This window comes from Selenomonas sp. AB3002 (assembly GCF_000702545.1).
Lineage (GTDB): Bacteria > Bacillota > Negativicutes > Selenomonadales > Selenomonadaceae > Selenomonas_B > Selenomonas_B ruminantium_A.
Genome location: NZ_JNIO01000002.1, coordinates 396,269 through 422,439 on the forward strand (window position 1 = coordinate 396,269; position 26,171 = coordinate 422,439).

The following is a 26,171-nucleotide window of genomic DNA, read 5'->3' on the forward strand; positions in this document are numbered from 1 at the left end:
AGTTTTTATTTTTCTGCGACCAAACCAAACAGAAAAATAAGTCTTTAATAACCACTTTTATATGGTAAACTCATCAAAAAATTTCATCCTTTTTCACACTCCTCAACTAACATTGAATCAGATAGAAGTCCCCTTTCACGAAGAACTGGGAAGGTGAGCTCCACTAAGGCATACATCAGTCCTATCACATACGACACGCTATCAACGGCTTCCGTAGTGTAGCTGACAGCATAACAACCCGAAGTAAGTACTCCATTAAAAAATTTTTGATGGATTTTCTCCTTTTTTTCAAGCCCTTCAAAGATGCTGCCATGCTCCTTCCAGTGAGCCTCCATATGCAAACAGATGCAGACTTCCTCGGCGTTCAATAGAATTTCATAGTGAAGCATCTTGTCATCAGACAATGGAAGATAGGCCCAACGGCAATCCTTTTGATAAATAGGCTCTATCCGGCACTTGAGTACCTCTTTCTGCAATGTCTCCATATAGCGGTGCAACAGATATTTTCTTTTCTCTGCTTCGATTTCGCTTTTCCCCTCGCGAAAAAGCCTCAGATAATAAGGGCTGTTGACGCCATGACAGAAGCCGTAGCGTCCCGCGTTCCAACGAATGGCCTGTCGTGCTGCGCCACAGATTGTTGAGTAGATCAAGTCATCACAAATAGACAGACATTTAAGCACTGTTATGTATCTACGCGCAAGTTCCATGCCTCCCAGTTTACCCTCCAATAAATAGACCACCTCCCTATACTCCTTCTGATAGTCCAACACAACCCGAGGCTGCTCGACACAAATAAGCCTGTCCCCGAACTCCCGTTCGAAGGCCCGGAAACACTGAGCATCCTCAGTGGCCAAAAAAAGATGCCGATAGTCTTGCCGCTGCATTAGTTTGCGGCAGTGAAACAACGTCATCTCCAATGACTGATCAGCATTGGAAGCATTTTTATAGAAATCTGTACCACGCATTACAACCCCCAATGTAGAGGTTTTAGATACACTTGCCCCCCCCTCGTGGCCCCCCTGCTGTTCCCGGATACGTTCCTCCTGCAAGGCTGCGCGTATGGCTTCAGGTGAATGAACACACACATACTCCCATGTTGCGTCATTCAGGCGCGTCTTTTCATTGTAATATTTGCCGACTTCCGTATCGGGATGGTCGGCACAGTGCCAGCTGTAACGAAAATGAGGATGCCACCATGCCTGCGACATAACCCAGCTGCCACTGTCGCTGGCCTTCAAGAGATTCCTGGCTACTCTGGCTTGTTTCACTCCGACCTGGTTCAAGGGCAAAAACAGTTCCTCCCAAACATTTTTCCCCTCTTCCCAATACTGACAGCAATTGTCAGTGGATAAATCTGCCACAGGCAGCCAGCCGTTCCTTTCGGCATGATAAGCACAGCTGCATATACTCTGGATAATATCCACCAATCCAGCTCTAGGGTGCCGTGAATCAATCAGCAAAACAGTCTTCTGTGGCAGGAAATCGCCGGGATGCGATACCTTGCTACCCCAAAGCATGCTATACATGACATTGATGGAGTTGTAGCAGCACATCTCGTAGTCTTCCAGTGAAGGGACGTGAGCATTCATGTTTGAGGATAGGATAAACATATACTTGAAGCCTACAGGCAACATTGTCAAATCCTTGACGACCTGAGGTCTGATTCCGCCCATATCAGGCCATATCGGCCATGCAGCCTTCTCATCCCGAAAGAAAACAGGACGTTCAGGAAAATGTTGCATGACATAGGTAGCAATAGCGAAAGTATATTCCTCTAGTTGCATAAAAACATACGCAGAAGCTTGATTCAGAACATTCTCCACCAAAGGGTATCGATATTCATAATCCCAGAACTCGTTGAACCCGGAATCGTTTGTTTTATTCTCTATCAAATTTGACTGCCAACCAAGCCTGGCCACAAATTGTCCTTGTTCATTTAGAACAAGAAATTCATTTCCACGCGCATCTGGATGTGCATGAAAATAATCACGTGCTTTCAGAAAAATCCCTGGCTCGAGGCGAAACATCACCTTCGTCAGCACCCTGTCTTCACTAAGCGCGGTGTATGTTGTCGTACCAATAACCTTACGACCCTTGGTGCAAACATAGTAGCTCTCTCCATCCTGCTCTTCCAAGACATATAAATCCCGAGAATCTGATATTGACTTCCTTGCCCGCTCCAAATCCTCCTTGGTATCTCCATGTACCGGCAGCAACTCCACCTGGCATTTTTCGATCGTTACCATCTTCCACCCCTTTCCCTATAATCACTGAAATAACTATCTTGTTCTTTAATCACAATACACAGCCTACTGCTCTCGGTGTCAGTTACTGTTGCAAGGTCACCGAACACTATTTCACTCATACATCTTTTGTCCCTCCTGCAAGTCTGGGAATAAACATTCCACCAATTTCATCGGTTTTCCATCCTTGTCAAGATGCGGATCCTGTCCATGCTCCATCACATAGCAAGCCTTGTTATAGGCGTATTCATGCCACACCTTGATTTTTGCTTCATCGGGCCAATCCGGCCGACCCTCCATCTTCACGCTTTCCAGCTTCCAGGGGATAGCGAATAAATGCTTCAATTCCTCCTTCGTGAACTTTCTTCCATCATAATACTGGTGCTTGTATCCCCAAAGGCACCAATCCTCGCCATTCAGAAGTTCCATGCGGTAGTAATCCAAGCGGGAAAAGACCTCAAGATGCTCCCGATAAACCGGCGCTGTGTCAAATCCGTCCGTGCCATCCACTATCCCGCTGGGATCCCCGTTCACCGTCGTGGACAGGAGCGTGTCCGACCATGGAAGCCTGAGAAATTCACAACATTTCTCCAATGTTTCCCGAGGATAGAGCTTCAAGTCTTCAAAGCGCACCATCCTGGCAATGGGCAATCTTGGATCATGGTTCACCAAATGTCTCCCATAATTACTATTGAGATCAAGATCTGTTTCCAATGTTCTAACTGGATTAAATCCCGATTTTGCAAATACCTTCATGGCGAACCTCATCGCGCTTCCAAAGCGACGCACAGGTTTCCTGGCAATGGCAATGTATTTAAGATAAGTAAACGATTGCAGCATCTCATCTATATCCAAATCTATCTGCTGACGTCCGATTCCAAAATCCTTCAAGTAGGGATAGCTCGAACCATGAATGTCAAAAAAAATGGCAGGGGCAATCCTTTGCCGGAACCTGCGGCCTACGGCTTCGTTGCTGGCAAGGAAAAACGCTTTGAACCATTCCAGCATGCTGCAAGTCCTGTCCTCTGGAAGGAAATGCTGCAAGGCGGCATAGAACAGGTCAATTCTCTCACGGAACTTATATTTCAGCATATCCGGCAAATTGTGCTTTAAAACAGCAACTTCTGCATCAGTTCGAGGTGCCCTCATGTGCGCCACCGCTTCGGTGACGCTCTTTCCATCGCAAAAGACCCGGTATATCACGGAAAAGCTCACCAAGGAGTGAAAGCCCACGGTCAGCAGCGATGGATGATTATCGAAAATCATGACAAGAAAATCTGATCCAGAAAAGGATCTCGGAAAAGTCTTGATGATCTCATTGATTTCCTCGACTGCCAAAGGCATAACATGAGCTGCAGGTGCTTCATCCCTGTCTTTCGGGTAATGCTGCTTCTTTTGCTCCTCCGAAAACAGGAATACCACTTTGCCAGTGGCCAGCACCTTGCGCCAATCCCATTCCCCAAGGCTTGACCGGAATTCGTCCCATGACGTGTACTGCAAATATAGCCGGTTGTCCGCTCCATACTTTTCTGATGTGCGCAAGCGTGTACACATCCAGACCAGTTCTTCCGTATCATAGGCATCTATGAGCAGGATGGGCATAGGTGACTCCACTTGCTCCAAAAACTGGCGTGCTTTGGACTTCACCTCCGGCAGTTTGTTCCCGTCAAATTCCCCTCCGGTAAGTTTTCCATGAAACCATGGATACCCATCAATAGCCCGACGATTTTCCTCAAATATGGCCTGGCATTTCGTCATTTTCTCCATTGTCTTTCCTCCATATCAAATGATTCTACACGTTAGCCTCATAAGCTTTCACGATGTCTTTCTCAATATTCTTCCAATCCCTTTTGCGTGCCGTCTCGATGCCTCCCGCAATCAACCTGTCACGCAGCGCCTTGTCCTCTACCGCGCGGTAGATGCATCGTATGGCTGTGCGCAGATCCATTGGATCATAGACAAGACAATTTTCTCCGTCGGAAATATACTCCTGATTTCCTTCGTTCGCCCTTAAGACTACTAGGCCACCGGTTGCCATCATCTCCAGAGGAGGGTATGAAAAGCTCTCCAATTTACTCGTTTTGAGCAGGATGTGGCACGCTTTGTAAACCTCGGGCATCTCGTCATAACTCACCTGATTAAGGACACGATCCACACGATGCCAAGGCATGGACTGCACGTTATAAGACACATACCAGACTTCAAATTCTTTTCTTGGCAGCACAGATGCAATATAAAATGCCTCTTCGATGTTCTTATGTTCCGAAGCATCCCCTTCGATCAACACTCTGATTTTGCCGTTCCAGCTACGTTCTGCTGGACGAAATGCCTCCACATCGAGGCCATTTGAAACAAATGCGGCGTGCTTGCCAAACCTATTTTCCAACCAGTCCTTGCACCATCTGGAAATGGTGATATATGCAAGATCCTCCCGACAATATGTGGAATACGCTTCCAGACGCTCTACATTGTCATAATGATAGAATCCTGGCTCATAATTCTGTACCAGATATCTTCTATCCTTGTCCGTCAAAGCGCCAAGGCGTTTCACCGTCGCCCAGAACGTAGCCACCGCAGTATCAAATTTAGACAGGAATTCTGTTTTTTTATATTCCAACCTACCGAAGTATGGGAACATCTCCTGCAGCAAATCAAGAGGGTCCTCACGCCAATCATCATTAATAAGCGTCACATCCGCCCCATGCTTCCACAGGGTTTGGGCATGTTGGAGCGCCACCATGATTCCACCGCTCCACGTAGTAAAGCTAGGAAGGACAAAGGCAACGCTTCTTGGCATGTGGCTTGCCAGGAAATTTTTCAGCTTCAATCCCGTATTGCAAGCCAAGCAATTCTTCATAACGTATTCCCGTGCCTGATCTCCTATGCGTTCCCTGAACTCCACGTCTTCAACCAGCCTGGAAATGGCATCCTCCCATTCGCCGGCATCTCCGCACAGCAGTCCTGTCTCGCCTTGAATGATCATCTTCGCAAAGGCCCCCACGTTGCTGGCTACAGTAGGAACACCCACCAAGCTTGCTTCCATCCATTTGTTCTCTGACTTGGCTGCATTGAACAGGGTATCCTGCAATGGCGCAAGATTGATATCCGCCATGGCGATAAGCTCCGGCAACTTCGTCCAATCGACAAAGTCGAGTTGCTTAATGCGCTGTTTATACTTTTTCAATTTCTCCGGGAGATCAATTTCACCAACCAGCAAAAATTCCAGGGAATCGTATTTCTCAAACAAATGCTCCAGCGGGGCAATCAACATCTCCAAATCATCAATATGGGTAGAACTCCCGCTGAAATATCCAATGGTAACTTTATCAGATCCTATCTGATCCTTGCCCCGCCTTGCCGCTTGACGCGATAGCTCAACCATGGTTCCAGATGCAACGTTTCTGTTTATGAATACAACTGGGACGTAGTTCTTCAGTTCCTCGGCTAAAGCCTCCGTGGTGGTAATTGCACCATCACACAACCGCAATACCCTTCCATTTCGTCTCACGCCGTCATCATAATTTCTTCTTACCCTCCGATTCAACCCCTTGATGTAAGGTATGTTGTCCGTATACTTAGTGTCGATTACTAAATCATCGATATCATAAAAGACAGGCTTATGCCGTTTTTTTGCTGCATCAATCAGCTCTTGTATATCCCATGTCCAAGGACATCTGTATAGCACCACGCATTTGCAGAAATGAATCATTTCATTGGTAACATCCCTCCAGTTCACGACAAAAGAAGTCATGCCAACCGAGTATAATTGCTCAGTCGCATGACTGACGCGATAACGGGAAGGGTAGCTGATGTCGCAGCCATTGATGAATAATACGTCCACAAAGCTTGTCAGGGATGTCTGTTGTTTTGCCGTATCAACAACGCCATATAGCTCGTCAATGTTCCTGCATCTCAATCCGGGGTTTATCGTCTGGATTTCATCCTTGATTTCCCCATAGTATCGGATGGCAGACACGAATACCTCCGTTCCTTCTTTCAATTTACTTAGTTTTTCCGGCGCTTCGACCAGAATGTCCAGCCCATCGACTTTCTTTCCGATCTTCCTTTTATCCTTATCAAAGATCCTATCGATTTTACTTGCCAGCTCCTTGTGCCATCCAAGCATGTCGAATAGATGGTCGCCCACTCCATAAATAATCATTGTAATTCTCCTTCAAACTTTCCTTGATGACATCATTTATGTGAATTAGAAAACCCAAAGTTCACTATTCACTCTCATTAAAACATGCACATTTTTCAATGTACAAAACCTCATCCACCAACAGCTCAATCAAGAGCATATCATATAACAAATCTTTCCACCTCTTCTTCACACATTTCATTTGACTTTATAATCAAATATTCTTCCTTCTCCTTAAGATACAAGTTGCTATAATAATCTTGACAACCTGTTTCAGACAATACAATTATTCGAGGAAGGCTTAATATATTTGCCAAGTGCGTCACCCAGGAGTCTGTGCTTACAACCAACTCGGCTTCATCGAATACAGAGCGCCAAAAACCTACTGTCCCCATCTCAAGCACATATCCTTCACAACCTGATATGCATTCAGATTTAAGATTTCCAATCTGCACCACACGAAATCCTGCTTCATGCAAAATCTTCAAGATTCTGATAGCCACGTCTTTTGACATCACATTATCACTTGATTCCCCATCAACACATAACAACGCAGTCTTTCCAACCAGCACAGACTTAGTTTTTTCATCTAATTCTCGTGCCTCTGGCAAAAGTGGCATTACCTTCTCCCTAACGGGCAGCCTTAGCTGGCATAGAAGATACTCAGCCATATTTAACTTGCAATCCTGCTCAGATGTTTTTGTAGGAACAGCTCCAACTATAAGACCAGATGAATCTGGCAAAACAGATACCTGTTCTAACACCTTATCGTAAACAATCTCACGTTCCGAATCAGGCGATGCAGGAATCAACATTGGCCTAACCGAAAATGGTAATCGAAAATCCGAAAGCCAGGGCATATATTCTGCCAGCACATGTAATCGCAGCTTCACTCCATGCCTGTAAGCATGATTAGCAATTTGAACTCCCATAAGAATACCACCAGGCGAAACAGGACAAACAACCTCTATCCAAGATCGCCATGGCTTCGACGCAGCTGGAAACTTAGCTATGCTATAGTCTGGCTCCTGCCACGTCAAATTAGGATTATAGAAGGGGTCACTAAACAATTCTTTGGCGTGACGCTGAATTATCAAGGATCCAGCCCTTCTCGCCATATCACTTTTGACTTTATGCTTGGATTCATTTCTATAATTAATCCTTGAAATATGCCCAGTATTATATAAAACAGCTTGAGCATCAAAAACAACATGCCAGCCTTTTTCCCTGGCTCTAAGACAAAGATCTATATCACCATATATTCCCGGAAAATCATCATCCCACCCTCGCACAGCCTCAAAAGTTTCACGTCTGATCAACAAGCATTGACCTGTCACTGCAGCACACTGCCTGGTCATCTTCAGGATATTCCTATAACCTGCAGCCTTCCCCATCATCCCTGCGCCTGGGTTATGTGCAATCATTGGACCTCGCAGTGCAATCCCAGCATGCTGAATCTTACCATCTTCACATAAAATCTTTGCCCCCACTACACCAACTCTGTTTCTAGACAATTCTCTAACCATGCTGGTAAGCCAGCCAGGCTCTATTATCTTCAAACCACAGTTCAGGAAAAGAAAGCTGTCCCCCCTAGCCTTATCTGCACCAAAATTACATATGGCAGAGTGATTTGATGCCTCATCAAACTTATGAACATGCACGTTAGCCCTTTTGTACATCTCACCTAAGCAATTCTTTAATTCCTGTTCTTCGCTGCCTGTATCGATAACGATGATTTCATAGTTACTATAATCTGTCAGAGAGAAAAAACTATCCAAGCATTCCCTCAAAACATCAACGTCTTCGTTGCCAATAATTACTGAAACCATCGGTGCAGGCACAGGCAACTTAGGTTTAGCTTGTATATTGACGAGCTTAACAACCTCCATACTGTCATCATCCGCATAAAAATCTTTCACAGCACGAAACGCTGCATCCTGTGCCTTTGACAAGCCAGCAGCTGCAGATACGGTCGCATATCCTGCAAACCTACGCCAGCTATAACATATGTGTGGGATGTGATGTATCCTTCCAATGTCTGTATGCTTAAAAAAACGCCATGTCAGATCATAGTCCTGACTACCTTCGTAACCGGGACGGAATCCTCCAATTTCCTTTAAAATCTGAGTCCTATACACCTCCAGATGAGCCACATTATTCCATGATGCAAAAATAACAGGGTCAAAATCACCACCGAAGCGAGGATTTGACCTGTGCCCTTCCCCATCAACATAATCCATATCCGTATAAATCATATCAACCGCACCACTGGATGTATTTATCTCCTTGGCTATGCAGTAAAGCGCCTCGGGGTACAGAATATCATCATGGTCCATCAAGGCGGTAAACTCCCCGGACGCCAATTCCAGGGCGCTGTTCTCTGCTTTGCAGATATGGCCATTTTCCTTGCGATAGATTACCTTTATACGAGCATCTTTCTGCCTGTATTCCTCAATGACTTTCTTGACATAAGGTTCACTGGAAGCATCATCTGCTATACAAAGTTCCCATCGTGTATAAACCTGAGCCAATACAGAATCCAGAGCCTGCCTGAAAAACTTCTCCTGAGGATTATAAACAGGCATGATAATAGATATAAGTGGGTTACTGGCAAAAGAAGCAATATCTTTTGCCATCTCCATCCTGTCTAATTCCGTCACCTGACCGTAGCGCCGCAGATACTCATCATAAGGACTGGCTCTTTGTCGTTTTTCACCTTGAACTTCGGTAGTTTTTCCTTCCTTTGCCTCACTGATATCAGTATCATCCCAGCCATAAAAATCTCCCCCTTCCACATAGCCATAGGAGAGAAGTATCTTCCTGGCCCTGCTGTCATCATCAAGGAGGAGCAACACTACCGGCTTCTCTTCAAAATTTTGCAACGCCTCAGGTCTGCAGACCGGCGCTCCATACACAAAACTGCCGCACATCGTCTCACTGGAAGTTATAAAGAAATCTCCCTTCCTGAGCAGCTCCGGCTTCTTCAGATGAGGCAGGTTACCCTCTACCCACCAGGCTCTACGCCTGTCGCTCAACAAAGACTGATAATTTGCTGTCACCACCGAAGCAACATTCATTTTCATCGGAGGTTCTCCCTTTATCACTTCTCGCTTAGACGCTTCCACTTTGTTTTCAGTCGTTATCCCATTCTTGTTGGCAGCCACCTTGGCACTTACAGGCAATGCTTCCTCGTCCTTTACGATCTTGGCCAAGCTATATCGGCCTGCATTCCATCTCAGCACCTGACGATAAGTGCCATTATCCATGGAAGATATAATGTCATCACAGACCACCAAGCACTTCATTGCGGTCAAGTACAACTTAGCCAGCTCTAATCCTGCAGCTTCTTTTTCCTTGAAGAGCACATCTGTGGTAATATGTTGCCCCATAGAAAGATCCATATGAACCCTTGGCTGATCTACATACAGCAGCTTATCCACTGGAAAAGATTCTTTGAATGAACGGAAATAATCCTCATCCTCTGTTGCCAGAAAAAGATAATCATATCTGCCTATTGCCATCAGATCTTTGCACCAGCCAAGCATCTGTTCTACACTGGCGTTGCTTGCATTCTTTTCATTGCTAATGCCAATTTCCTTACGATAATCCGTCCCCCGGATTATCACCCCCAGTATGTGCATATCATCCTGATTCAAAGCAAATGCTTTTTCCTTCTCCTCAGCGGCGGCCAAATCATTTATGCGCCCCTGCAAAGGAACAGGAGCATGTCTTTTCACAAAGTCCCAAGCTTTGCTGCTGAGATAAGGCTGTCCTTCCCACTCCCCCTGAGCAAGAGCGCGATAATCTGCTTCACGCCACATAGGATTCGAACGCCAATCTCTTACTAACCAGCCTCTTTCCTCTTTACGGGCACTAATCAGATTAGCGCATGCTTCCGTTTCCTCAGGCCGTATATCGCTAAGAGGCCTAAACAGTTCCTCCCATACGTTGACCCCCGGCTCCCAATACTGGCAACAGCCTTCTTGTGAAAGGTCTGCCACAGGCACATACCCCTGCATCTTTGCCTGGTAGGCGATGTTCATGGTCACCTTGATAATATCTACCAGACCAACGCTTGCAAACTTATTATCAATCCTAACAACCACTTTATCAGGATATTTGCAGCCCGGATGCGAGATATGACTTCCCCAAAGCATGCTATACATGATATTCACAGAGTTATAGATGAGATTCTTTGACTCAGGAGCATGGTCACTATAGGCATTGTATTCAGAGGTTATAATCTGCATACAATTGCGTCTGTAATTCTCTGGCAAGTCGTAGAAGGAACCAATCACCTTCACACGTTCCTGCGCTTTTCCCCAGATGGCCAATTCTGCCATATAATCGTTAAAATATACAATCCTATCTGGGAACTTGTCCAATATATATCTGGCTATGGCGTAGGTATATTCTTCCAACTGGGAAAAAACATAACACCGAGCCCAATTCAGGACAAAATCATTTACAGGCCTGCCTTTAAAGTCGTAATCCCAAAAATCTTCAGCGGGAATCCCCGGATAAATGCTGTTATCACGAAGACGGTTGCGAACCCAATAGAGATATCCCACCACATTCCCATCATCATCAAAGACTGAGACAAGATCTTCCCTATGATTGAAATTTGCATGAAAATAATCTCTGGCTTCCTCAAACAAGGAAGGTGACAGCCTAAAGCTTGTCTCAGAATGGAAACGCTTATAAACTTCTTGTGGTTTCGCACCATGCTCTAAAATTTGCCTACTCTTTTCACAGAATATACAAAAAGCTTTTCCATCCTTTTTTACTTTCCTGTCAGAAAACATTGCCTCTATCTGAGAATTCGCCGCGATAATCTTTATCATGGCTTTGCTCCTAATCTAAGTCATCAACGTATTATTCTTATCCATAGAGGTTCCATCAAGGAATCCGTTCTCATCTTCCCCAAGAAGCCTCCGGCCTTCAATGAAATCAACATTTTCAATATAGCCATAATCCTTCAGCCTTGCACTAATCCTCATATAGTCATGAGACAAAACTATAATCTTAAATCTGCCATCTATATCCTTAAGTACATCTGGCAAACAGATTGGCATTCCAGCTTTGACCATTCCCCTAAGGTTCACATCATCATCTATAAAAAAGTCTTCTCTTCCCATAAAGGGCCTGAATTCCCTTATGAGGAAATTTGCACGAACACCTTGTACTCCCCAAAACACCTTGCGCATATTGGCAGACTCGATAAGGAATCTACGACGCCATCTTTCAGCAGCTTCCTTGCCACGTATTCTCTGTTTATACAGATCACTAGGGGCTTGCTGTACTTTTACAGCAGGCTCAGACTTTTTTTCAACAGGGGATTGGCCCCTACTTGAAGCCAGCTTGCTTATAGCTATGTCAGCATAGGCTTCGTCAATATCCAAGCAAATCAAACCAGGATTCAATGCATGTATTTCTTTCGCAATCTCTTCATAATAACGTATAGCAGAAATAGCAATCTTTGTACCTGGCGCTATGCTTTTCAAAGCTTCAGGGCTTTCAATATCACATTCCGTACCTGGAACCTTTTGCCCCATTCTTTTATCATCCTTGTCAAACACTCTGGTAATATTCTCTTTGAGGTCAGGATACCACTCAATCATATCTGCTAAATGAGCCCCTGCGCCATATACCAGTATTCCCTTTGGCTCAGCATATCTTCTAATTGCTGTTTCTTTCTTTTTGCCATATTCTTTCAAATTTATCTTTCCGCCAAATCTGCTCATCTCTCAATATCTTCCCTATTAAAAGTCCTCAGCAGCCATCCGCTACAATGGTTCTTCTCCCCATAGACACATAAGTCAAGCCCGCAGTTTCTGCCTCATCCAAACCATAGCAATTTCTTCCATCTAACACTATAGGCCGCTTCATATTAATCTTAAATCCTTCTAAGGGATATTCTTTGATGTTCTTCCAGTCAGTAAGGATCAAACATAAATCCGCATCCTTGATAGCCGTATCTATGTCATTGCAATACTGAACCTGAGTAGGAAAATACTCTTTAAAATTTTCCATTCCAACAGGGTCATAAACTTTCACAACGGCCCCATCTTCTAAAAGCAAAGGTATATTCACAAGAGAAGGTGCCCCCCTCAAATCAGCAGTCTCCGGCTTGAAGGTGAGCCCCAGCACTGCCACGGTAAGCCCTTCCAAATCCTCATAGTATTTATGAGCCTTGCGGATAAGCTTCAGCTTCTGATGGTCGTTGACCTCAATGGCCGCCTTGACGATCTTCAATTCCTGCTCATGATAGTCCGACAACCAGTGCAATGCTTTCGTATCCTTTGGGAAGCATGACCCACCATAGCCAATCCCAGCCTTCAGGAACTTGCTTCCGATGCGCTTGTCATAGCCCATACCCTTGGCCACATCCTCGATATCCGCCCCTATTTCCTCACAGAGGTTGGCAATCTCGTTGATATAGCTAATCTTCAGAGCCAGGAAATCATTGGAGGCGTACTTGATCATCTCCGCGCTGCGGCGGTTGGTGATGAGCTTCGGTGCAGCGAAGTCCTTGTAGAGTTCCGTGAGCTTTGCCTTGGCATAGTCATCCTCCACACCGATGACAATCCTCGAAGCATGGAGAGTATCATGGACTGCCGTGCCCTGGGCCAGGAATTCCGGGTTGGAGGCCACATGGATGGGAGCCGCCCCCTCTGGCCTGTTATCTTTGATTATCTTCTCTATGCGCTCATTGGTGCCGATGGGGACGGTGGACTTCACTACCACCACGCATTCCCTTTCCGCTGTTTCTGCTATCTGCATGGCCACGGCATAGACATAGTTCAGATTGGCAGAGCCATCCCTCTTCTCCGGGGTGCCCACGCCGATGAAGATGATTTCTGCATCCTTGTAGGCGCTGGCATAGTCTGTAGTATATGAGAGGCGCTCCTTGTTCTTTTCCATCAAGGCATCCAGGTCTTTTTCGTAGATCAGGGCCTTGCCGTATCGGTTCAAACTGTCTATTATCTTTTTGTCCACGTCCACGCAGGTGACATTGTGGCCGTGCTCGGCCAGGCAGACGGCAGTAACAAAACCCACGTAGCCGGTGCCGGCGATGGCAATTTTCATTATGATTGCTCCTTTGAAGGGACAAGCGATGGGAACCTCATCCACCGCCTTCCTCAGAGGGGAAGGCTTTTTGTTTTGCCTTGCTCTTTTATTTTCTCCCCAATATTGGGAAGTAGTAATTACTGAAATAGTCTTCTATGGGATAGTATTTGCCGTCCCAGAGGATTTTTTCTTCCGAGATGCCTTTGGCTTTCAGCTCGGATTTTATTTCTTCTGCTACTAATTTGTTCACTACGGTTATCAGCAGGTAGTCATAATCCCACTTGGTTAGATTATCTATGGGTTTTGCGGGGATGCCCTGCATGCCGGTCTTGCCTGCCTGCTTGTCTACTATGCCCACCAACTCTATATAGGGAAAGCGCAGAGCTTGTTCGTAGAAACCTTTGCCTACTTCTCCGGCTCCGTAGAGAACAACTTTATCCCCCTGCTTGAACAAGTGCCAAGGAAACATGTAGTTCATGCGGAGACCCCATTCTGCTACATCTCCTACTTGCTTCTTGTGGCTGGCGTGGAAAAAATGCTCAGCGAAATAAGCATGCTGCCCAAAGATGTTCTTGAATGCCTGATGCACTGGCTCGATGTCTCCTGCAACTGTGCCATCTGGCAGATAGCAGTCCTGAGCAAAGAAAGAGTCTGTGTCTGCAATGGCGAAATTTCGCACTTTGTCTTGCAATTCGGGGTGCTCCTGCAGGTAGGGAATGCCTGCCATATAGCGTTCAAGGCTTTCTATCTTCCTCACCATGCAGTGCACCAGCTTGGCAAGGAACTTGCCGTCACGCTTGCTGCGGGTCACTGCCGAGGCGGGCCTGCGGTAGATGTATACACAATCAGGTATCCTTACAAAGGTGTGGGCATGGAAAACGCAACGGAACATGAAGATGCCATCCTGTCCCGGCACGATATCCTCTTCAAACCAGATATCATGCTCTGCCAGAAAATCCCTGCGGAAAAGATTGCTCCATACAACCGTGGAAATACCTTTGTCTGCCCAGGCCTGCACCCTGCCAGCTTTCTCTGAACACAGCAGCTGGATTTCAGTGCCAAGAGGAAGCTTGTCCAGCCGCAGCTTGCGGAATTCGTCCTCCGTCCTGATATGCTCCACATTCCCATTGGGTAAGAAGCAATCCGGGGAATGAACCACCTCTGCCTGATAGGCCTCTGCCGCCTTGTACAGTTCTTCCAGGGCATAGGGCATATAGAGGTCATCGCTGTCCAGGAACGCGATGTATTTGCCCTTGGATGCCTTCAGTCCGGTGTTCCTGGCGGTGCCTACGGTGCCATTCTGCTCATGGTGGATGATTGTTACCTTGCTGTTGTTCCCGTACAGCTTCCGACATAGAGCCATACTGCCATCAGTGGAGCAGTCATCTACGATGATGATTTCAAAGTCCTGAAACGTTTGTGACAGGACGCTGTCCACGCACTCCTGCAGATAAGCAGATGTGTTGTAAACTGGTATGATAACTGAAATCTCCGGCATAAAATTCCCTTCAAATCTCTTGCAGTAATTCATAATCTATATGCGCTGTCTTCCACTTATCGCGATGATAAGAAAAGTACACCGTAGTCAGCAGTTCCCCCACATACCCAAGATATCTGTCCGGACGGAGTATCTCCTCTCGCTTGCAATGCTCCTGCATGCCCTGCAGCACCTTGAACATGAAGCGACAATAATCAAGATAAATATCTCTCTTTGCAATAACCATGTTGTTTGGGAAGTGAACCTGCCCTTCCAGGAATTCCTTGGAAAAATTTGCCAGCTCAGAATCTTCACGCTCAATCAATCTCAGCATGAGGCTGTAATCCTGCTCGTCCATGGTAGTGACAGGAAGATTGGCGAAATATTTATGGACATTTGGGAAGGTCAATCTTGGGGTTGTCAGCAGAACATCCACCTTCCCCTCAGCCATTGCTTTCTTTATTTCTTCTGTCAGCACGAAATGACGCCGATAGTGACAAAGTCCCAGGTATTTGGCCCTGGGAGCTTTCTTCCATAGCCAGTGGGCAACTGTCAATTCGGAATATAGACTGTTATAACCAGAAAGGCTGTCTGCTACCTCATCGTCATACGCCATTTCCGCTGTGCGGGGGCCATCATAACCTGCTGCGCCGCCCATAACGGGATGGACGTAATCTGGCAGGTTTTCCAGGCTGACTCTGGCATCTTTTAGGGATGTTGCCATTGCTAAATATAGTCGGCATCCCCCCCCTTCCACCGCTTGCGCGGTCCCCCTTCCCCGTAAACGGGGCAGGTAAGGCCTACTTGTTACGCTACCATTACTAAATTTACTTACGGTTTGTTGTAAGTTTCTGATGTCCGTTTGTGACAGGGGCACCTGGGTCATAGGGTAGAAGGTGAACCTGGCTTCTGGGTGCTCCTTGGGGGAGATTTCCAACATGGAGTAGTCGTGGGAGTTGCGCTTTACTGTCAGGTTGGGGCAGGCCTCACTGATTTCTTTAATGCCCTGCTCCCCCAGCAGCTGCGTCATGCGGTGGAGGCCGATTATTTCCTTTGGCTCCCTGCCAAATTCTGCCAGCAAGCAAATAACTTCTTCATGATATTTTTCCTGCAGAGCCAAGTGTATTTCCGCTTTTGGGAATATCTTTAAAGCGTCTTCTATCTCCAGACAGGGGCGGCCGCAGTATTTTTCTCCCTGACCGTTCATCTTCGTGACAGCGAAAGCAGCTATGTCTGCCCCACGCCCCTGCCCCTCCAAATAGCGCGCATATTCTTCGGCAATGAGTCCTCGTCCGTAAAGTATCAGCTGGCCCACTCATCCACGCTCCCTGCAAATTTTTTCAAACACGAGTTTTCCCTCTACGATTATATAACGTAATGCGTTATTATTCAACAAAATCCACCCTCTTTTCTCAAATATCGTTAGTTTAAGCCGCTGCCAGGTCCTTTTAAGATATAATTCCTCTTAGAGGTGATACATTATGTCCATAGGCGACAAGATTCGTCAGAGGCGAAAGGAACTGGGCATGACTCAGACGGAACTAGGAAAGCGCGTGCACAAATCTTCACAGGTCATTTCCAACTGGGAACGGGGCTACACCACTGGCATCGCCGCTGATGATCTGCGTCAGCTGGCTATAGCCCTGGACACCGATGTGCATTTCTTCGTCCCGGCTTCCCCTGAGCATCTCCCCTGGGGTTTTATGACCGCAGAAAGCAACAGCGACTATTTACAGAAATCCCCCACTGACAACCGCCTGGAGACCTTGATAGAAGCCTATCCCCACCTGGACGAGAAATCAAAAGACATCATTGAAGCTATCATAAAGCTTTCCAATAACTGATAACTGAAAAAATGCCTCCGGCCAACTCAGCCGGAGGCATTTCCTTTTTCAGGCTATCAGACTATCTCCTCATGTTCTTCCGTAAGTTCCTTGTCAAGGCGTATGAGCACCCGGGTAATCCTGGCGCCTTCCACTTCCTCCACATAGAACACATTGCCCTCCCAGGCCGCCATCATGCCCACCTTCGGGTCGCCGCCTATGGTGTCGTTGAGCCAGCCGCCTATGCTGTCCACATCCTCGTCCTCTATCCCGATTTCCAGGATGTCTTCCATTTCCTCCAGCAGCATCTTGGCATCTACTGAGTAGACGCCATAGCCGCGGGACTCTGCCACGGGGCGCTCTTCATCGAACTCGTCCTGGATATCTCCCACGATTTCCTCTACGATATCCTCGATGGTCACCATGCCGGAAGTGCCGCCGAACTCGTCCACTACGATAGCCAGCTGGCTGCGGCCTTTCTGCATGGTCTTTAATAGCACGCTGACATCCATGCTCTCGGGCACCACCAGGGCGCGGCGGGCCATTTTCCTGAGGTTCACCTTCTGGCCCTTATGCAAGTATTTCAAGAGGTCCTTGATATGCAGGAAACCGATGATATGGTCCTTGTCCTCCCGGCAGATGGGATAGCGGGTCATCTGCTCGGTGAAGACCGTCTCCAGATTTTCCTCCAGACTGTCCTCCAGATAAAGGCAGATCATGTCCGTGCGGGGAGTCATGATCTCACGCACATTGCGCTCGGTGAAATCGAACACATTATCCACGAAGTCGGCTTCCGTATCATCCACCAGCCCCTGCTTGTGGCTCTCCTCCATGAGCAGGCGGATTTCTTCTTCCGTGTGTGCCAGCTCGCCGTTGCCCTCCACCTCTATGCCAAAGCGGGCCGCCACCCAGTTGGCCACATGGTTCAGGAACCAGACAAAGGGATAGAAGAGCTTCTGGAAAATCAGCATGGGCAGGGCCACCCCCAGCATGATGCTCTCCACCCTTTGGATGGCAAAGGTCTTGGGGGTCAGCTCGCCTAAAATGATATGCATGGAAGTGATGATGGCAAAGCCCAGAGCCAGGGCAATGGTGTGCCCAGCTGACAGGTCAAGGCCCATCATCTCCGTCACAGGCAGGATGAGCTTGGCCACCGCAGGCTCGCCCACCCAGCCCAGTCCCAGTGAGGCCAGGGTAATGCCCAACTGGGTCACGGACAGGGAAGTATCCAGATGGTCAGTGAGTTCCTTGGCATAGCGGGCCCGCCTGTTGCCCTCCTGTATCAGCATTTCCAGCCGGGAAGGACGGATCTTCACGCAGGCAAACTCCGAAGCCACGAAAAAGCCGTTCATGAAAACCAGGAACGCCACCAAGAACAGGTCAAATAATATAGGCACTATGTCCACTAAGAATTCCTCCATCAGCTATGTTTACGGGCAGAAGGCTTCTTCTCCTCTGCTGCCTTGCCCTGCTTCCTGCCTCTGGCAGGAGCACGGTGGCCTGCAGCCCGTCCCTTTTGGGGTGCCCCCTTGGGCAGGGCCTTGCCTCCCGGCTCCAGGGGCTTCAAGGCAATCTTGAGCTGCTTCTCCAGGAGTTCCAGCTTATAGGCTTCCTTGATATCTGCCAGAGTGATGACCGTGCCGTGAGCGCCTGCCCGGGCAGTGCGCCCAGCCCTGTGCAGATAGGCCTGGGCATTTTCCGGCACATCCAGGTTCACCACATAGTCAATGCCGGGAATATCCAGACCCCGGGCCGCCACATCCGTGGCCAGCAAGAGCCGCACCTTGCCCTTGCTGAAGGCGGAGACTGCATGCTGCCGCTCCTGCTTGCCCCCGGCGCTGATCAGGGATTCCACGGAAAGCCCCTCATAGCGCAGATGGGAAAGGGTCTTTTCCACATCGAATCTCTTGTTGATAAAGACCAGCCCCCGGGTGATATTCAGGCGGCGGGTGAGCTTCCGCAGGACTTCAATCTTCTCCCGGAAAGGAGTGATGCGGTAATAGTCATCCCGGAAGCCGCTTTTGACCGCCGTGTCCTCTACCACTATATGCTCGGGATTACCCAGGAAAGAAGCCCGCTCCAAGGCCTTGCGGGAAGTAGTGGCTGAGAAAAGCAGGATCTGCATTTCCTCCCGGGGCGGCATGAGCCGCACCACATCGGCGGTGTTCTGCAGGTTCTGGTCATCCAGCATCCTGTCAAACTCGTCCAGCACCAGCACCTTGGCCTTGTTCAGCTGCAATTTCTTGCGGCGGGCCAGTTCCAGCAGCCGCCCTGCCGAGCCAATGATCAGCTGGGGCTTCTCCTTCAGCTTGTCAATCTGGCGGGCAATATTGGCCCCGCCAATAAGGCCCTGCACCCTGATTCCCAATTCCGCCTGCTGGCTGAGGTCCCGGGCAGTATTGGTTATCTGCATGGCAAGCTCATAGGTAGGGGCAAGAATCACTGCCTGCACCTCTTTGGCTTCTGCATCCAGCTGCATAAGAGTGGGCAGGAGGTAAGCCAAAGTCTTGCCTGTCCCCGTGGGGGCCTCCCCCAAAAGGCTCTGCCCCTCCAGGGCCTTGGGCAAGATTTCCATCTGAATAGCCGTAGGCTTGGTTATATCCTGTTTTGCAAGGGCTTCGCAAAGGGGTTCGTCTACGCCCAACTGTGCAAAATCCTTTACCTCATTCATTTCGTCTCTCTCCTATATATCAATTAAGCAAGGGCGCTCCCTTGTCATCGTCGAAAGTAGCTGTACACCTGGGGTAATTGGAACATCCCCAGAAGGGCCCGTTCTTCCCCCTGTGCAGGTGCAGATGACCCTCACGGCAGCGGGGGCAAAGGTACTTGTCCTTGTCCGCCCCCTTATCCAGGGTCCCCGCCTTCTTGCTCTGCTCCATAGGGCTGGCGGAATAGCGCGGTTTGTCCTGAAAGCCGCCCCAACTGTTCCTGGCAGGCGGCGCACCGTAGAGCTCCCCTCCTGCCAGCAGGGCATCAATCTCTGCCATATCCGCAGCTGAGGGGGCACCGCCCCTGCGGCTGGAGTAACTGCCATAGCCGGCAGGATTCATGGGAGCGGCAGCTCCCCTTGCCTGGCCGGCGGCAGCACTGCCCACGAAGGAGCGCCCTGCTGCCCGGCTTTTGGCATCCTCCATATCCGGCTGGCCCTCCTTGTCATTGCAGGTCAGGCGGCACTTGGGATAGTTGGAGCAGCCCCAGAAAAGGCCGTTCTTGCCCTTGCGCTGCTGCAGGACACCCTGGCCGCAACGGGGGCAGACATTATCCCCCGTGACCTCCATCTTCACATGGCCCGCCTTGGCGCAGAGCTGCTTCGTGAACTCAATCTGTCCCGCCAGGAACTCGGAAAGGGTTCCCTCCCCCTCTGCCATGGAATGGAGCCTGTCCTCCCAGATAGCCGTGGAATCAGGATAGGTCATCTCATCAGGCAGGGCATCTACCAGGATATAGGCGGCAGGAGTGGGCACCAGATATTTCTTCTTGCCCGTGGGCTTCATGAACTTCCTTTTGATGAGGTCGTCTATGATAGTAGCGCGGGTAGCCTCGGTGCCGATGCCGTACACGTCCTTCAACTGCTTCTTGGCTTCCTGGTTCTTCACATACTTGTGGATTTCCTTCATGCCCGCCAAAAGGGTGGAGGGAGTGAAGCGCACGGGAGGCTTGGTGGTGCTGGTCTTCATTTCCCCCTTCTGCCAGGTAACGCCGTCCTTTTTCTTCATGGCCGGCAGTGTCTTGGCGCTTTCGTCCTCTTCCTTCTCCGGCTCATCTTCGTCCCTGGCCTTGCCCCGCACCTGAGCCTGATACATGACCTTCCAGCCCAAATCCCGCTCCGTGCGGCCGCTGGCAGTGAAGAGCTCCTCATGATAGGTGACCTCCACCTTGGTCTGGTCGTACTGGTGGACGGGGTAGAACTGGGCCATATAGCCCCGGGCTATGAGGTGGTAGAGATTCCTTTCCTCCTCCGTCATCTGCAGGACATTGGCCTTCACCGTGGTGGGAATGATGGCGTGGTGGGCAGAAATCTTCTTGTCATTCCAGGCCCGGCTCTCTATCTTCAGATTAGCCCCGGGCACCCAGCTGGCCAGCTGCTCATCCCCTGCCACCGCCAGATTGCCCAGGATAGTTGCCGCATCCTTCCTCTGGTTGGTGGGCAGATACTCACAGTCAGAACGGGGATAGGTGGTGAGCTTCTTCTCATAGAGCTTCTGGGCCGTATCCAGCACCAACTGGGGCGCATAGCCGTAGCGCTTGCCCGCCAGCACCTGCAGCGTAGAGAGGGAAAAGGGCAGGGGCTGCGGCTCCTGCTTCTTGGTCTTCTGGTAGCTGCTGATGACGCCCTCCAAAGGCTCCTCACCGAACTCCCTGAGCTTCGCCTCTGCCACGGCCTTGTCCACCAGCCGGTTCTCGCTATCCAGTCCCGCCTGGGTATCCTCCGGCTTCCACTGGGCAGTGAAGCTGCCATTCTCATGCTGGAAAACGCCCCGGATAGTATAATAGTCCACCGGCTTGAAATTCTCTATCTCCCGCTCACGGCGCACCACCAGGGAAAGGGTCGGGGTCTTCACCCGGCCGATGGGCAGCACCAGCTTGTCATGACCTGCCCTGCGGGCCGCCAGTGTGTAAGCCCGGGAAAGGTTCATACCAATGAGCCAGTCAGCTCTGGCACGAGCCAGCGCCGATTGCTTCAGATTGAAGAAATCCTTGTTGTCCCTGAGGTCTGCGTTAGCTTCTTTGATGCTCTTTTCGTCCAGGGCGTTCAGCAGGATTCTCCGCACAGGCTTCTTGTTCCCCAGATAATCAAGCACCTCGTCCACCAATAGCTGCCCCTCACGGTCAGGGTCGCCGCCGTGGACAATCTCGTCTGCCTTTTCGATGAGGCCCTTCACAATGGCAAACTGCTTCTCGCAGTCCTTGGCCACATAGAGCTGCCACTTCCCGGGGATAATGGGCAGGTCTTCGGCCCGCCAGCGCTTGTAACGCTCATCGTATTCCTCCGGCTCCGCCTGCCTGAGGATATGGCCAAAGAGCCAGGTCACTACCCCGCCTTTGGTCACCAGATACCCGTCTCTCCGCTCCACGGGCCCCGGCAGGCATTTGGCGATTTCCCGGCCCATGCTGGGCTTCTCGGCAATATATAGACGCAAAATACTTCCTCCCTATACAATCTTGAACTTTATTCTACCATATTTCCCGCAAACTCTCGACCAGAATATCAAGGAAAGTTATGCCTATTATGCAATATTATATATAGTATTTGACATCAGTATAACAATGGCGTTATAATCAATTTACAAGATTACAATTCGCAAGGAGGAGCTGTCCATGGCAGAGAAGAATTTTCCCCTTTCCCAGGAAAGACTTGAAGAGGTTATCAAGGATCATCCCACGCCCTTCCATCTCTATGATGAAAAGGGCATCCGGGAAAATATCCGCCGCCTGAAGAAGGCCTTTGCCTGGGCGCCGGAATTCCGTGAGCACTTCGCCGTGAAGGCCACCCCCAATCCCCGCATCGTGCAGATCCTGGCCGAGGAAGGTGCCGGCACCGACTGCAGCAGCCTGCCGGAGCTCCTGATTTCTGAGGCCGCCGGGGTCACGGGGGAGAAGATCATGCTCACCTCCAATGACACCCCTGCCGACGAGTTCCAGAAGGCCATCGAGCTGGGGGCCATCATCAACCTGGACGACCTTTCCCATCTGGACTATCTGGAAAAGAATGCAGGCCTGCCCTCCTGCCTTTCCTTCCGCTTCAATCCCGGCAACCTCATTGAAGGCAATGACATCATCGGCCGCCCCACGGAGGCCAAATACGGCCTGCCCCACGACCAGCTGCTGGAAGGCTACAAGCGGGCCAAGGAAAAGGGCGTGAAGCGCTTCGGCCTCCACACCATGGTCATTTCCAACGAACTCAGGAGCGAGGGCCTCATCTACACAGCCGAGCTCATGTTCAAGCTGGCGGTGGAAATCAAGGAAAAGCTGGGCATTGCCCTGGAATTCGTCAATCTGGGCGGCGGCATCGGCATTCCCTACCGTCCCGAGGAAGAACCTGTCAACCTGGAAGAGGTGGGACAGGGCATCAAGGCCCTCTACGAACAGTACATGATCCCGAACGGCCTGGGCCACGCCGCCATTGCCATGGAAAGCGGCCGCGCCATGACCGGTCCCTCCGGCTGGCTGGTATCCACAGTGCTCCATGAGAAGAAGACCTACAAGGACTACATCGGCCTTGACTCCTGCATGTCCAACCTTATGCGCCCCGCACTTTATGGAGCTTACCACCATATCACAGTGGTAGGCAAAGAGAAGGCCCACCCGGACCACCTCTACGACATCACCGGCTCTCTCTGCGAGAACAATGACAAATTCGCCATCGACCGCCGCCTGCCGGAAATCGCCATTGGTGACCGCCTCATCATCCACGACACCGGCGCCCACGGCCACGCCATGGGCTTCAACTACAACGGCAAGCTCTGGAGCGCCGAGCTGCTGCTGCGTGAGGACGGCAACATAGAGCTTATCCGCCGTGCCCAGACCATTGATGACTACTTCGCTACTTTGCGCTATCCCGGCTCTCTCCTCTGAAGAAAGCCTGGCATATCTTAATAAATTCCCCCATGAACAAGCAGGGGGCAGACCTCGCGTCTGCCCCCTGCTTTTTTGCTTTATCTTCTTAAATCAAAGCTTGAATCTTGCCACCTGCTTCAGGAGTTTCTGCGTGCCCTCCAGAGAAGCGGTGACCCTTTCCATGATGGTATTGGCATTGCCTGCCATATCCGTGACTTTCTCCGCTATGCGGGTATTGCCCATGGCCCCTTCATGGGCGGCCTTGGCAATCTCGTCCATGGCATTGCCCATGGTCTCGATATCTGCATTGAGCCTGTCGGCAGATTCTGCACTCTGGCGGGTGAAGTCATTGAGGTAGGCCGCATCCTGCTTGTAGCGCTCAGCGGTCTTGCCCATGGCATCATAGTCCACATGGACCGTGCCGTCAATGAAGTTCAGTATGTCGAAAGCCCCCTTGGAGAGATTCTCCACCGCCAGAGTCACCTGGCTGGTGAGGCCCTTGATGGTATCTGCCGTACGGGTGGACTGCTCAGCCAGCTTCCTGACCTCGTCTGCCACCACGGCAAAGCCCCTGCCTGCCTCGCCGGCCCGGGCCGACTCGATGGCGGCGTTCAGGGCCAAGAGATTCGTCTGCTCGGCAATCTCGCTGATGTCCCCTGTGAGCTCCTCAATCTTGCCCACCACCTTGGAGGATTCGATGGCGTCCTCCAGTGAGTTCTTGCTGTCAGCATAGAGCTTTTCTGCCGCCGCAATGGACTTGGCTGTGCTTTCCTGGAGCTTGCCCGCCCGCTTGTCTATCTCCTCCGTGTACTTCTGGCTCTTCCTGGCCTCGGCGGAGTTTGCTTCAATAGCGGCTTTCAGCTGGTCGCTGAGGGTCTGCATATTCACGGTAGAAGCAGCTGTTTCCTCCATGCCGGCGGCCATTTCCTCGGTGACAGCAGACATATCCTGGGCGCTGTCATTGAGGCTGGCTATGAGCTGCTGGATTTCCTCCACCATTTCCGCATTGCTTTCCGACTCCTGCTTCACATCCTTCAGCACGGTGCGCAGGGCGGCCTGCATCCTGGACACTGCCTGCACCACCTGGCCTATCTCATCCTGGCGGCGGGTGAGGGTCTCGGGAATCTCCTGAGTGAGGTCGCCATCTGCCACATTGTTCAGCTCTCCCACCGTGCGCTTCAAGGGACTGACGATATCCTTGGCAATGTAGAGGGCAATGCCCGTGCCCAAAGCCAGCCCCAGCACGATGATGACCAGGAAGATCTTGATGGAGCGGTCATAGGCCTCATTGTTGGCGGCAAAGAGGAGCTTGCCCTGGAACACATTGTCCGGGGTCAGCACGCTCATATGTCCCGAAATGCTGCCCACGCTGCCCAGGGCTTCAAAAGTCTTGATGCGGTCTTCCGGTGAATTAGAAAGGCTCTCTGTGCTCTTGACTTTACCCTTCACCTCTGCCAGAGCTTTTTCCAGCTGGCCGATGGCCTGCTGAGCTCTCTCGCTGTCGTCTATCTCCTTGACCTTGGCAATATCCCCCTCGATGGCGGCCAAAGCCCCTTCCATATCCCCCACCAGGATCTTCTTTTCCTCCGGGGAATAATTCTTCAGGAGCAGATAAGCAACATCGGCATCCAGGGTCCGAAGCTGATTATTGGCATCATTGAGGTACTGGGTAGTCATGAGGTTGGAGCTGTAGAGGTCATCCACTGCCTGCTTGGACTGGCCGTTGTAGTAGATGCCAACCCCTGCTATGATGACGATGATGAAGAGCATCACTGTAGTCAGGAGCAGGATCTTTATTCTGACTGATAAATTCTCAAGCATGATTGCAGCCCCCCTTATTTAGCAAACTGGGAGACATTCTCCCTGGTGATGGCCGTAAAGGGCACCAGCACGTTTTCAGGCTTCTGCCCCTGCATAGCTTGCTGTACCAGAGTGAAGACCCCCTTGGCCTGTCCTGCTGCATCCTGCTTCACAGTCTGTGCCATCTCCCCAGCCTTGATAGCTTTCAAGGCATCATCCGAGGCATCCACCCCGGAAACCAGGCACCCCTGGAGGCGGCCTGCTCCCTTCAGGGCAGCGATGGCTCCCATGGCCATGCCGTCATTGCCGCAGATGACTGCGTCAATCTGGGGGAACATATCAAGCCACAGGGACATATCCTTCATAGCTACGGCAGTGCTCCACTGGGCATCGGCAAAGGCCAGCAGCTTCACATCGGAACGCTGATCCAGGCAGTATTTCTTGAAGCCTTCCCAGCGGCCCTCGGCGGCTGCATTGCCGCTGGCCCCTTTCAGATACACCACTTTGGCTCCCTGGGGCAATGCTTTCGCCATGAACTCCCCCTGCATCCTGCCTGCTTCCAGGTCATCAGAGTAGGACTTCAGGTATTCGCCCCCCTCCGGGAAGCGATTCACGCAGACAATGGGAATGCCCATTTCATTGGCCTTCTGCACCGTGGGCACGATAGAGGCGCTGTCAGCCGGCAAGAGGACTATGGCTGAAGGCTTCTGCTCCAGAGCCTCATTCAGCTGATCGATCTGGAAATTGCCGTCATTCTTGCCATCCAGATACTCCACCTGCCAGCCGGTGCTGCCTGCCTGGGCCTTGAATTCATCCCGGAGGGTATCCGTGAAACCGTCCCCATCTTTGTAGTTGGCATAGATTACCGTACCGCTGCCGCCCCCGGAGGAACCGCCGCAACCTGCCAGGGCCATAGCAGCTATCACAGCTCCTGCCACAGCCCCCAACGCTTTTTTCTTTACCATGGATATACCCCCTATCAAAGCTAAATGCCTATCATCTCCATAATTTTTTCATCTTTGGATAATTCGCCACTCAACCTCCATAATCCTATCGGG

15 protein-coding genes are annotated in these 26,171 nt (G+C 50.1%); 2 read left to right on the forward strand and 13 right to left on the reverse strand.

Annotated features, from left to right (window positions below; genetic code table 11):
* Positions 1-83 precede the first annotated feature (83 nt).
* From P159_RS0102150 to P159_RS0102190, 8 genes are all read right to left on the reverse strand, one after another.
* Positions 84-2,246: a hypothetical protein gene (locus P159_RS0102150; RefSeq protein ID WP_029540998.1), complete on the reverse strand. Its 2,163-nt coding sequence runs from the start codon at positions 2,244-2,246 to the stop codon at positions 84-86.
* Between the two features lie 111 nt (positions 2,247-2,357).
* The gene (locus P159_RS0102160; RefSeq protein ID WP_029541000.1) at positions 2,358-4,010 is read right to left on the reverse strand and encodes a sulfotransferase; all 1,653 of its coding nucleotides are present in this window, start codon (positions 4,008-4,010) and stop codon (positions 2,358-2,360) included.
* 25 nt (positions 4,011-4,035) lie between these two features.
* Positions 4,036-6,405, reverse strand: a complete 2,370-nt coding sequence (locus P159_RS0102165; RefSeq protein ID WP_051650053.1) for a glycosyltransferase — start codon at positions 6,403-6,405, stop codon at positions 4,036-4,038.
* Between the two features lie 140 nt (positions 6,406-6,545).
* Positions 6,546-11,228: a glycosyltransferase gene (locus tag P159_RS19045; RefSeq protein ID WP_051650054.1), complete on the reverse strand. Its 4,683-nt coding sequence runs from the start codon at positions 11,226-11,228 to the stop codon at positions 6,546-6,548.
* A gap of 15 nt (positions 11,229-11,243) precedes the next feature.
* Positions 11,244-12,128, reverse strand: coding sequence for a hypothetical protein (locus tag P159_RS0102175; protein ID WP_029541005.1), 885 nt, complete (start codon positions 12,126-12,128; stop codon positions 11,244-11,246).
* Between the two features lie 28 nt (positions 12,129-12,156).
* Positions 12,157-13,473, reverse strand: coding sequence for a UDP-glucose/GDP-mannose dehydrogenase family protein (locus P159_RS0102180; protein WP_029541007.1), 1,317 nt, complete (start codon positions 13,471-13,473; stop codon positions 12,157-12,159).
* Positions 13,474-13,561: 88 nt separating this feature from the next.
* Positions 13,562-14,953, reverse strand: a complete 1,392-nt coding sequence (locus tag P159_RS0102185; protein ID WP_029541009.1) for a glycosyltransferase family 2 protein — start codon at positions 14,951-14,953, stop codon at positions 13,562-13,564.
* Between the two features lie 10 nt (positions 14,954-14,963).
* Positions 14,964-16,247, reverse strand: a complete 1,284-nt coding sequence (locus P159_RS0102190; protein WP_029541010.1) for a DUF4422 domain-containing protein — start codon at positions 16,245-16,247, stop codon at positions 14,964-14,966.
* Positions 16,248-16,413: 166 nt separating this feature from the next.
* Here P159_RS0102190 and P159_RS18250 point away from each other — a divergent pair, with 166 nt between their 5' ends.
* Entirely contained in the window at positions 16,414-16,776 is a 363-nt protein-coding gene (locus P159_RS18250; RefSeq protein ID WP_037376841.1) for a helix-turn-helix transcriptional regulator, read from the forward strand.
* A gap of 56 nt (positions 16,777-16,832) precedes the next feature.
* Here P159_RS18250 and P159_RS0102200 read toward each other — a convergent pair whose 3' ends face one another.
* From P159_RS0102200 to P159_RS0102210, 3 genes are read right to left on the reverse strand one after another with little or no spacing between them, the layout of a single operon-like run.
* Positions 16,833-18,161: a hemolysin family protein gene (locus P159_RS0102200; protein WP_029541014.1), complete on the reverse strand. Its 1,329-nt coding sequence runs from the start codon at positions 18,159-18,161 to the stop codon at positions 16,833-16,835.
* 14 nt (positions 18,162-18,175) lie between these two features.
* The gene (locus tag P159_RS0102205; RefSeq protein WP_051650055.1) at positions 18,176-19,426 is read right to left on the reverse strand and encodes a DEAD/DEAH box helicase; all 1,251 of its coding nucleotides are present in this window, start codon (positions 19,424-19,426) and stop codon (positions 18,176-18,178) included.
* Positions 19,427-19,445: 19 nt separating this feature from the next.
* A complete protein-coding gene (locus tag P159_RS0102210; RefSeq protein WP_029541017.1) occupies positions 19,446-21,896 on the reverse strand; it encodes a DNA topoisomerase 3 in 2,451 nt (816 codons plus the stop codon).
* Positions 21,897-22,074: 178 nt separating this feature from the next.
* On the opposite strand from P159_RS0102210, the gene P159_RS0102215 reads away from it, so the two are divergent.
* Complete coding sequence (locus P159_RS0102215) at positions 22,075-23,331, forward strand: diaminopimelate decarboxylase (protein WP_029541018.1); 1,257 nt, start codon at positions 22,075-22,077, stop codon at positions 23,329-23,331.
* Positions 23,332-23,424: 93 nt separating this feature from the next.
* On the opposite strand, the gene P159_RS0102220 is transcribed toward P159_RS0102215, so the two are convergent.
* The gene (locus tag P159_RS0102220) at positions 23,425-25,134 is read right to left on the reverse strand and encodes a methyl-accepting chemotaxis protein (protein WP_029541020.1); all 1,710 of its coding nucleotides are present in this window, start codon (positions 25,132-25,134) and stop codon (positions 23,425-23,427) included.
* Between the two features lie 14 nt (positions 25,135-25,148).
* Positions 25,149-26,078: a sugar ABC transporter substrate-binding protein gene (locus P159_RS0102225; RefSeq protein WP_029541021.1), complete on the reverse strand. Its 930-nt coding sequence runs from the start codon at positions 26,076-26,078 to the stop codon at positions 25,149-25,151.
* Positions 26,079-26,171 lie beyond the last annotated feature (93 nt).

Coding starts and splice junctions, on each gene's coding strand:
- P159_RS0102150 (WP_029540998.1), bottom strand. CDS start 2,246: ATGGTAACGATCGAAAAATGCCAGGTGGAGTTGCTGCCGGTACATGGA.
- P159_RS0102160 (WP_029541000.1), bottom strand. CDS start 4,010: ATGGAGAAAATGACGAAATGCCAGGCCATATTTGAGGAAAATCGTCGG.
- P159_RS0102165 (WP_051650053.1), bottom strand. CDS start 6,405: ATGATTATTTATGGAGTGGGCGACCATCTATTCGACATGCTTGGATGG.
- P159_RS19045 (WP_051650054.1), bottom strand. CDS start 11,228: ATGATAAAGATTATCGCGGCGAATTCTCAGATAGAGGCAATGTTTTCT.
- P159_RS0102175 (WP_029541005.1), bottom strand. CDS start 12,128: ATGAGCAGATTTGGCGGAAAGATAAATTTGAAAGAATATGGCAAAAAG.
- P159_RS0102180 (WP_029541007.1), bottom strand. CDS start 13,473: ATGAAAATTGCCATCGCCGGCACCGGCTACGTGGGTTTTGTTACTGCC.
- P159_RS0102185 (WP_029541009.1), bottom strand. CDS start 14,953: ATGCCGGAGATTTCAGTTATCATACCAGTTTACAACACATCTGCTTAT.
- P159_RS18250 (WP_037376841.1), top strand. CDS start 16,414: ATGTCCATAGGCGACAAGATTCGTCAGAGGCGAAAGGAACTGGGCATG.
- P159_RS0102205 (WP_051650055.1), bottom strand. CDS start 19,426: ATGAATGAGGTAAAGGATTTTGCACAGTTGGGCGTAGACGAACCCCTT.
- P159_RS0102215 (WP_029541018.1), top strand. CDS start 22,075: ATGGCAGAGAAGAATTTTCCCCTTTCCCAGGAAAGACTTGAAGAGGTT.
- P159_RS0102220 (WP_029541020.1), bottom strand. CDS start 25,134: ATGCTTGAGAATTTATCAGTCAGAATAAAGATCCTGCTCCTGACTACA.
- P159_RS0102225 (WP_029541021.1), bottom strand. CDS start 26,078: ATGGTAAAGAAAAAAGCGTTGGGGGCTGTGGCAGGAGCTGTGATAGCT.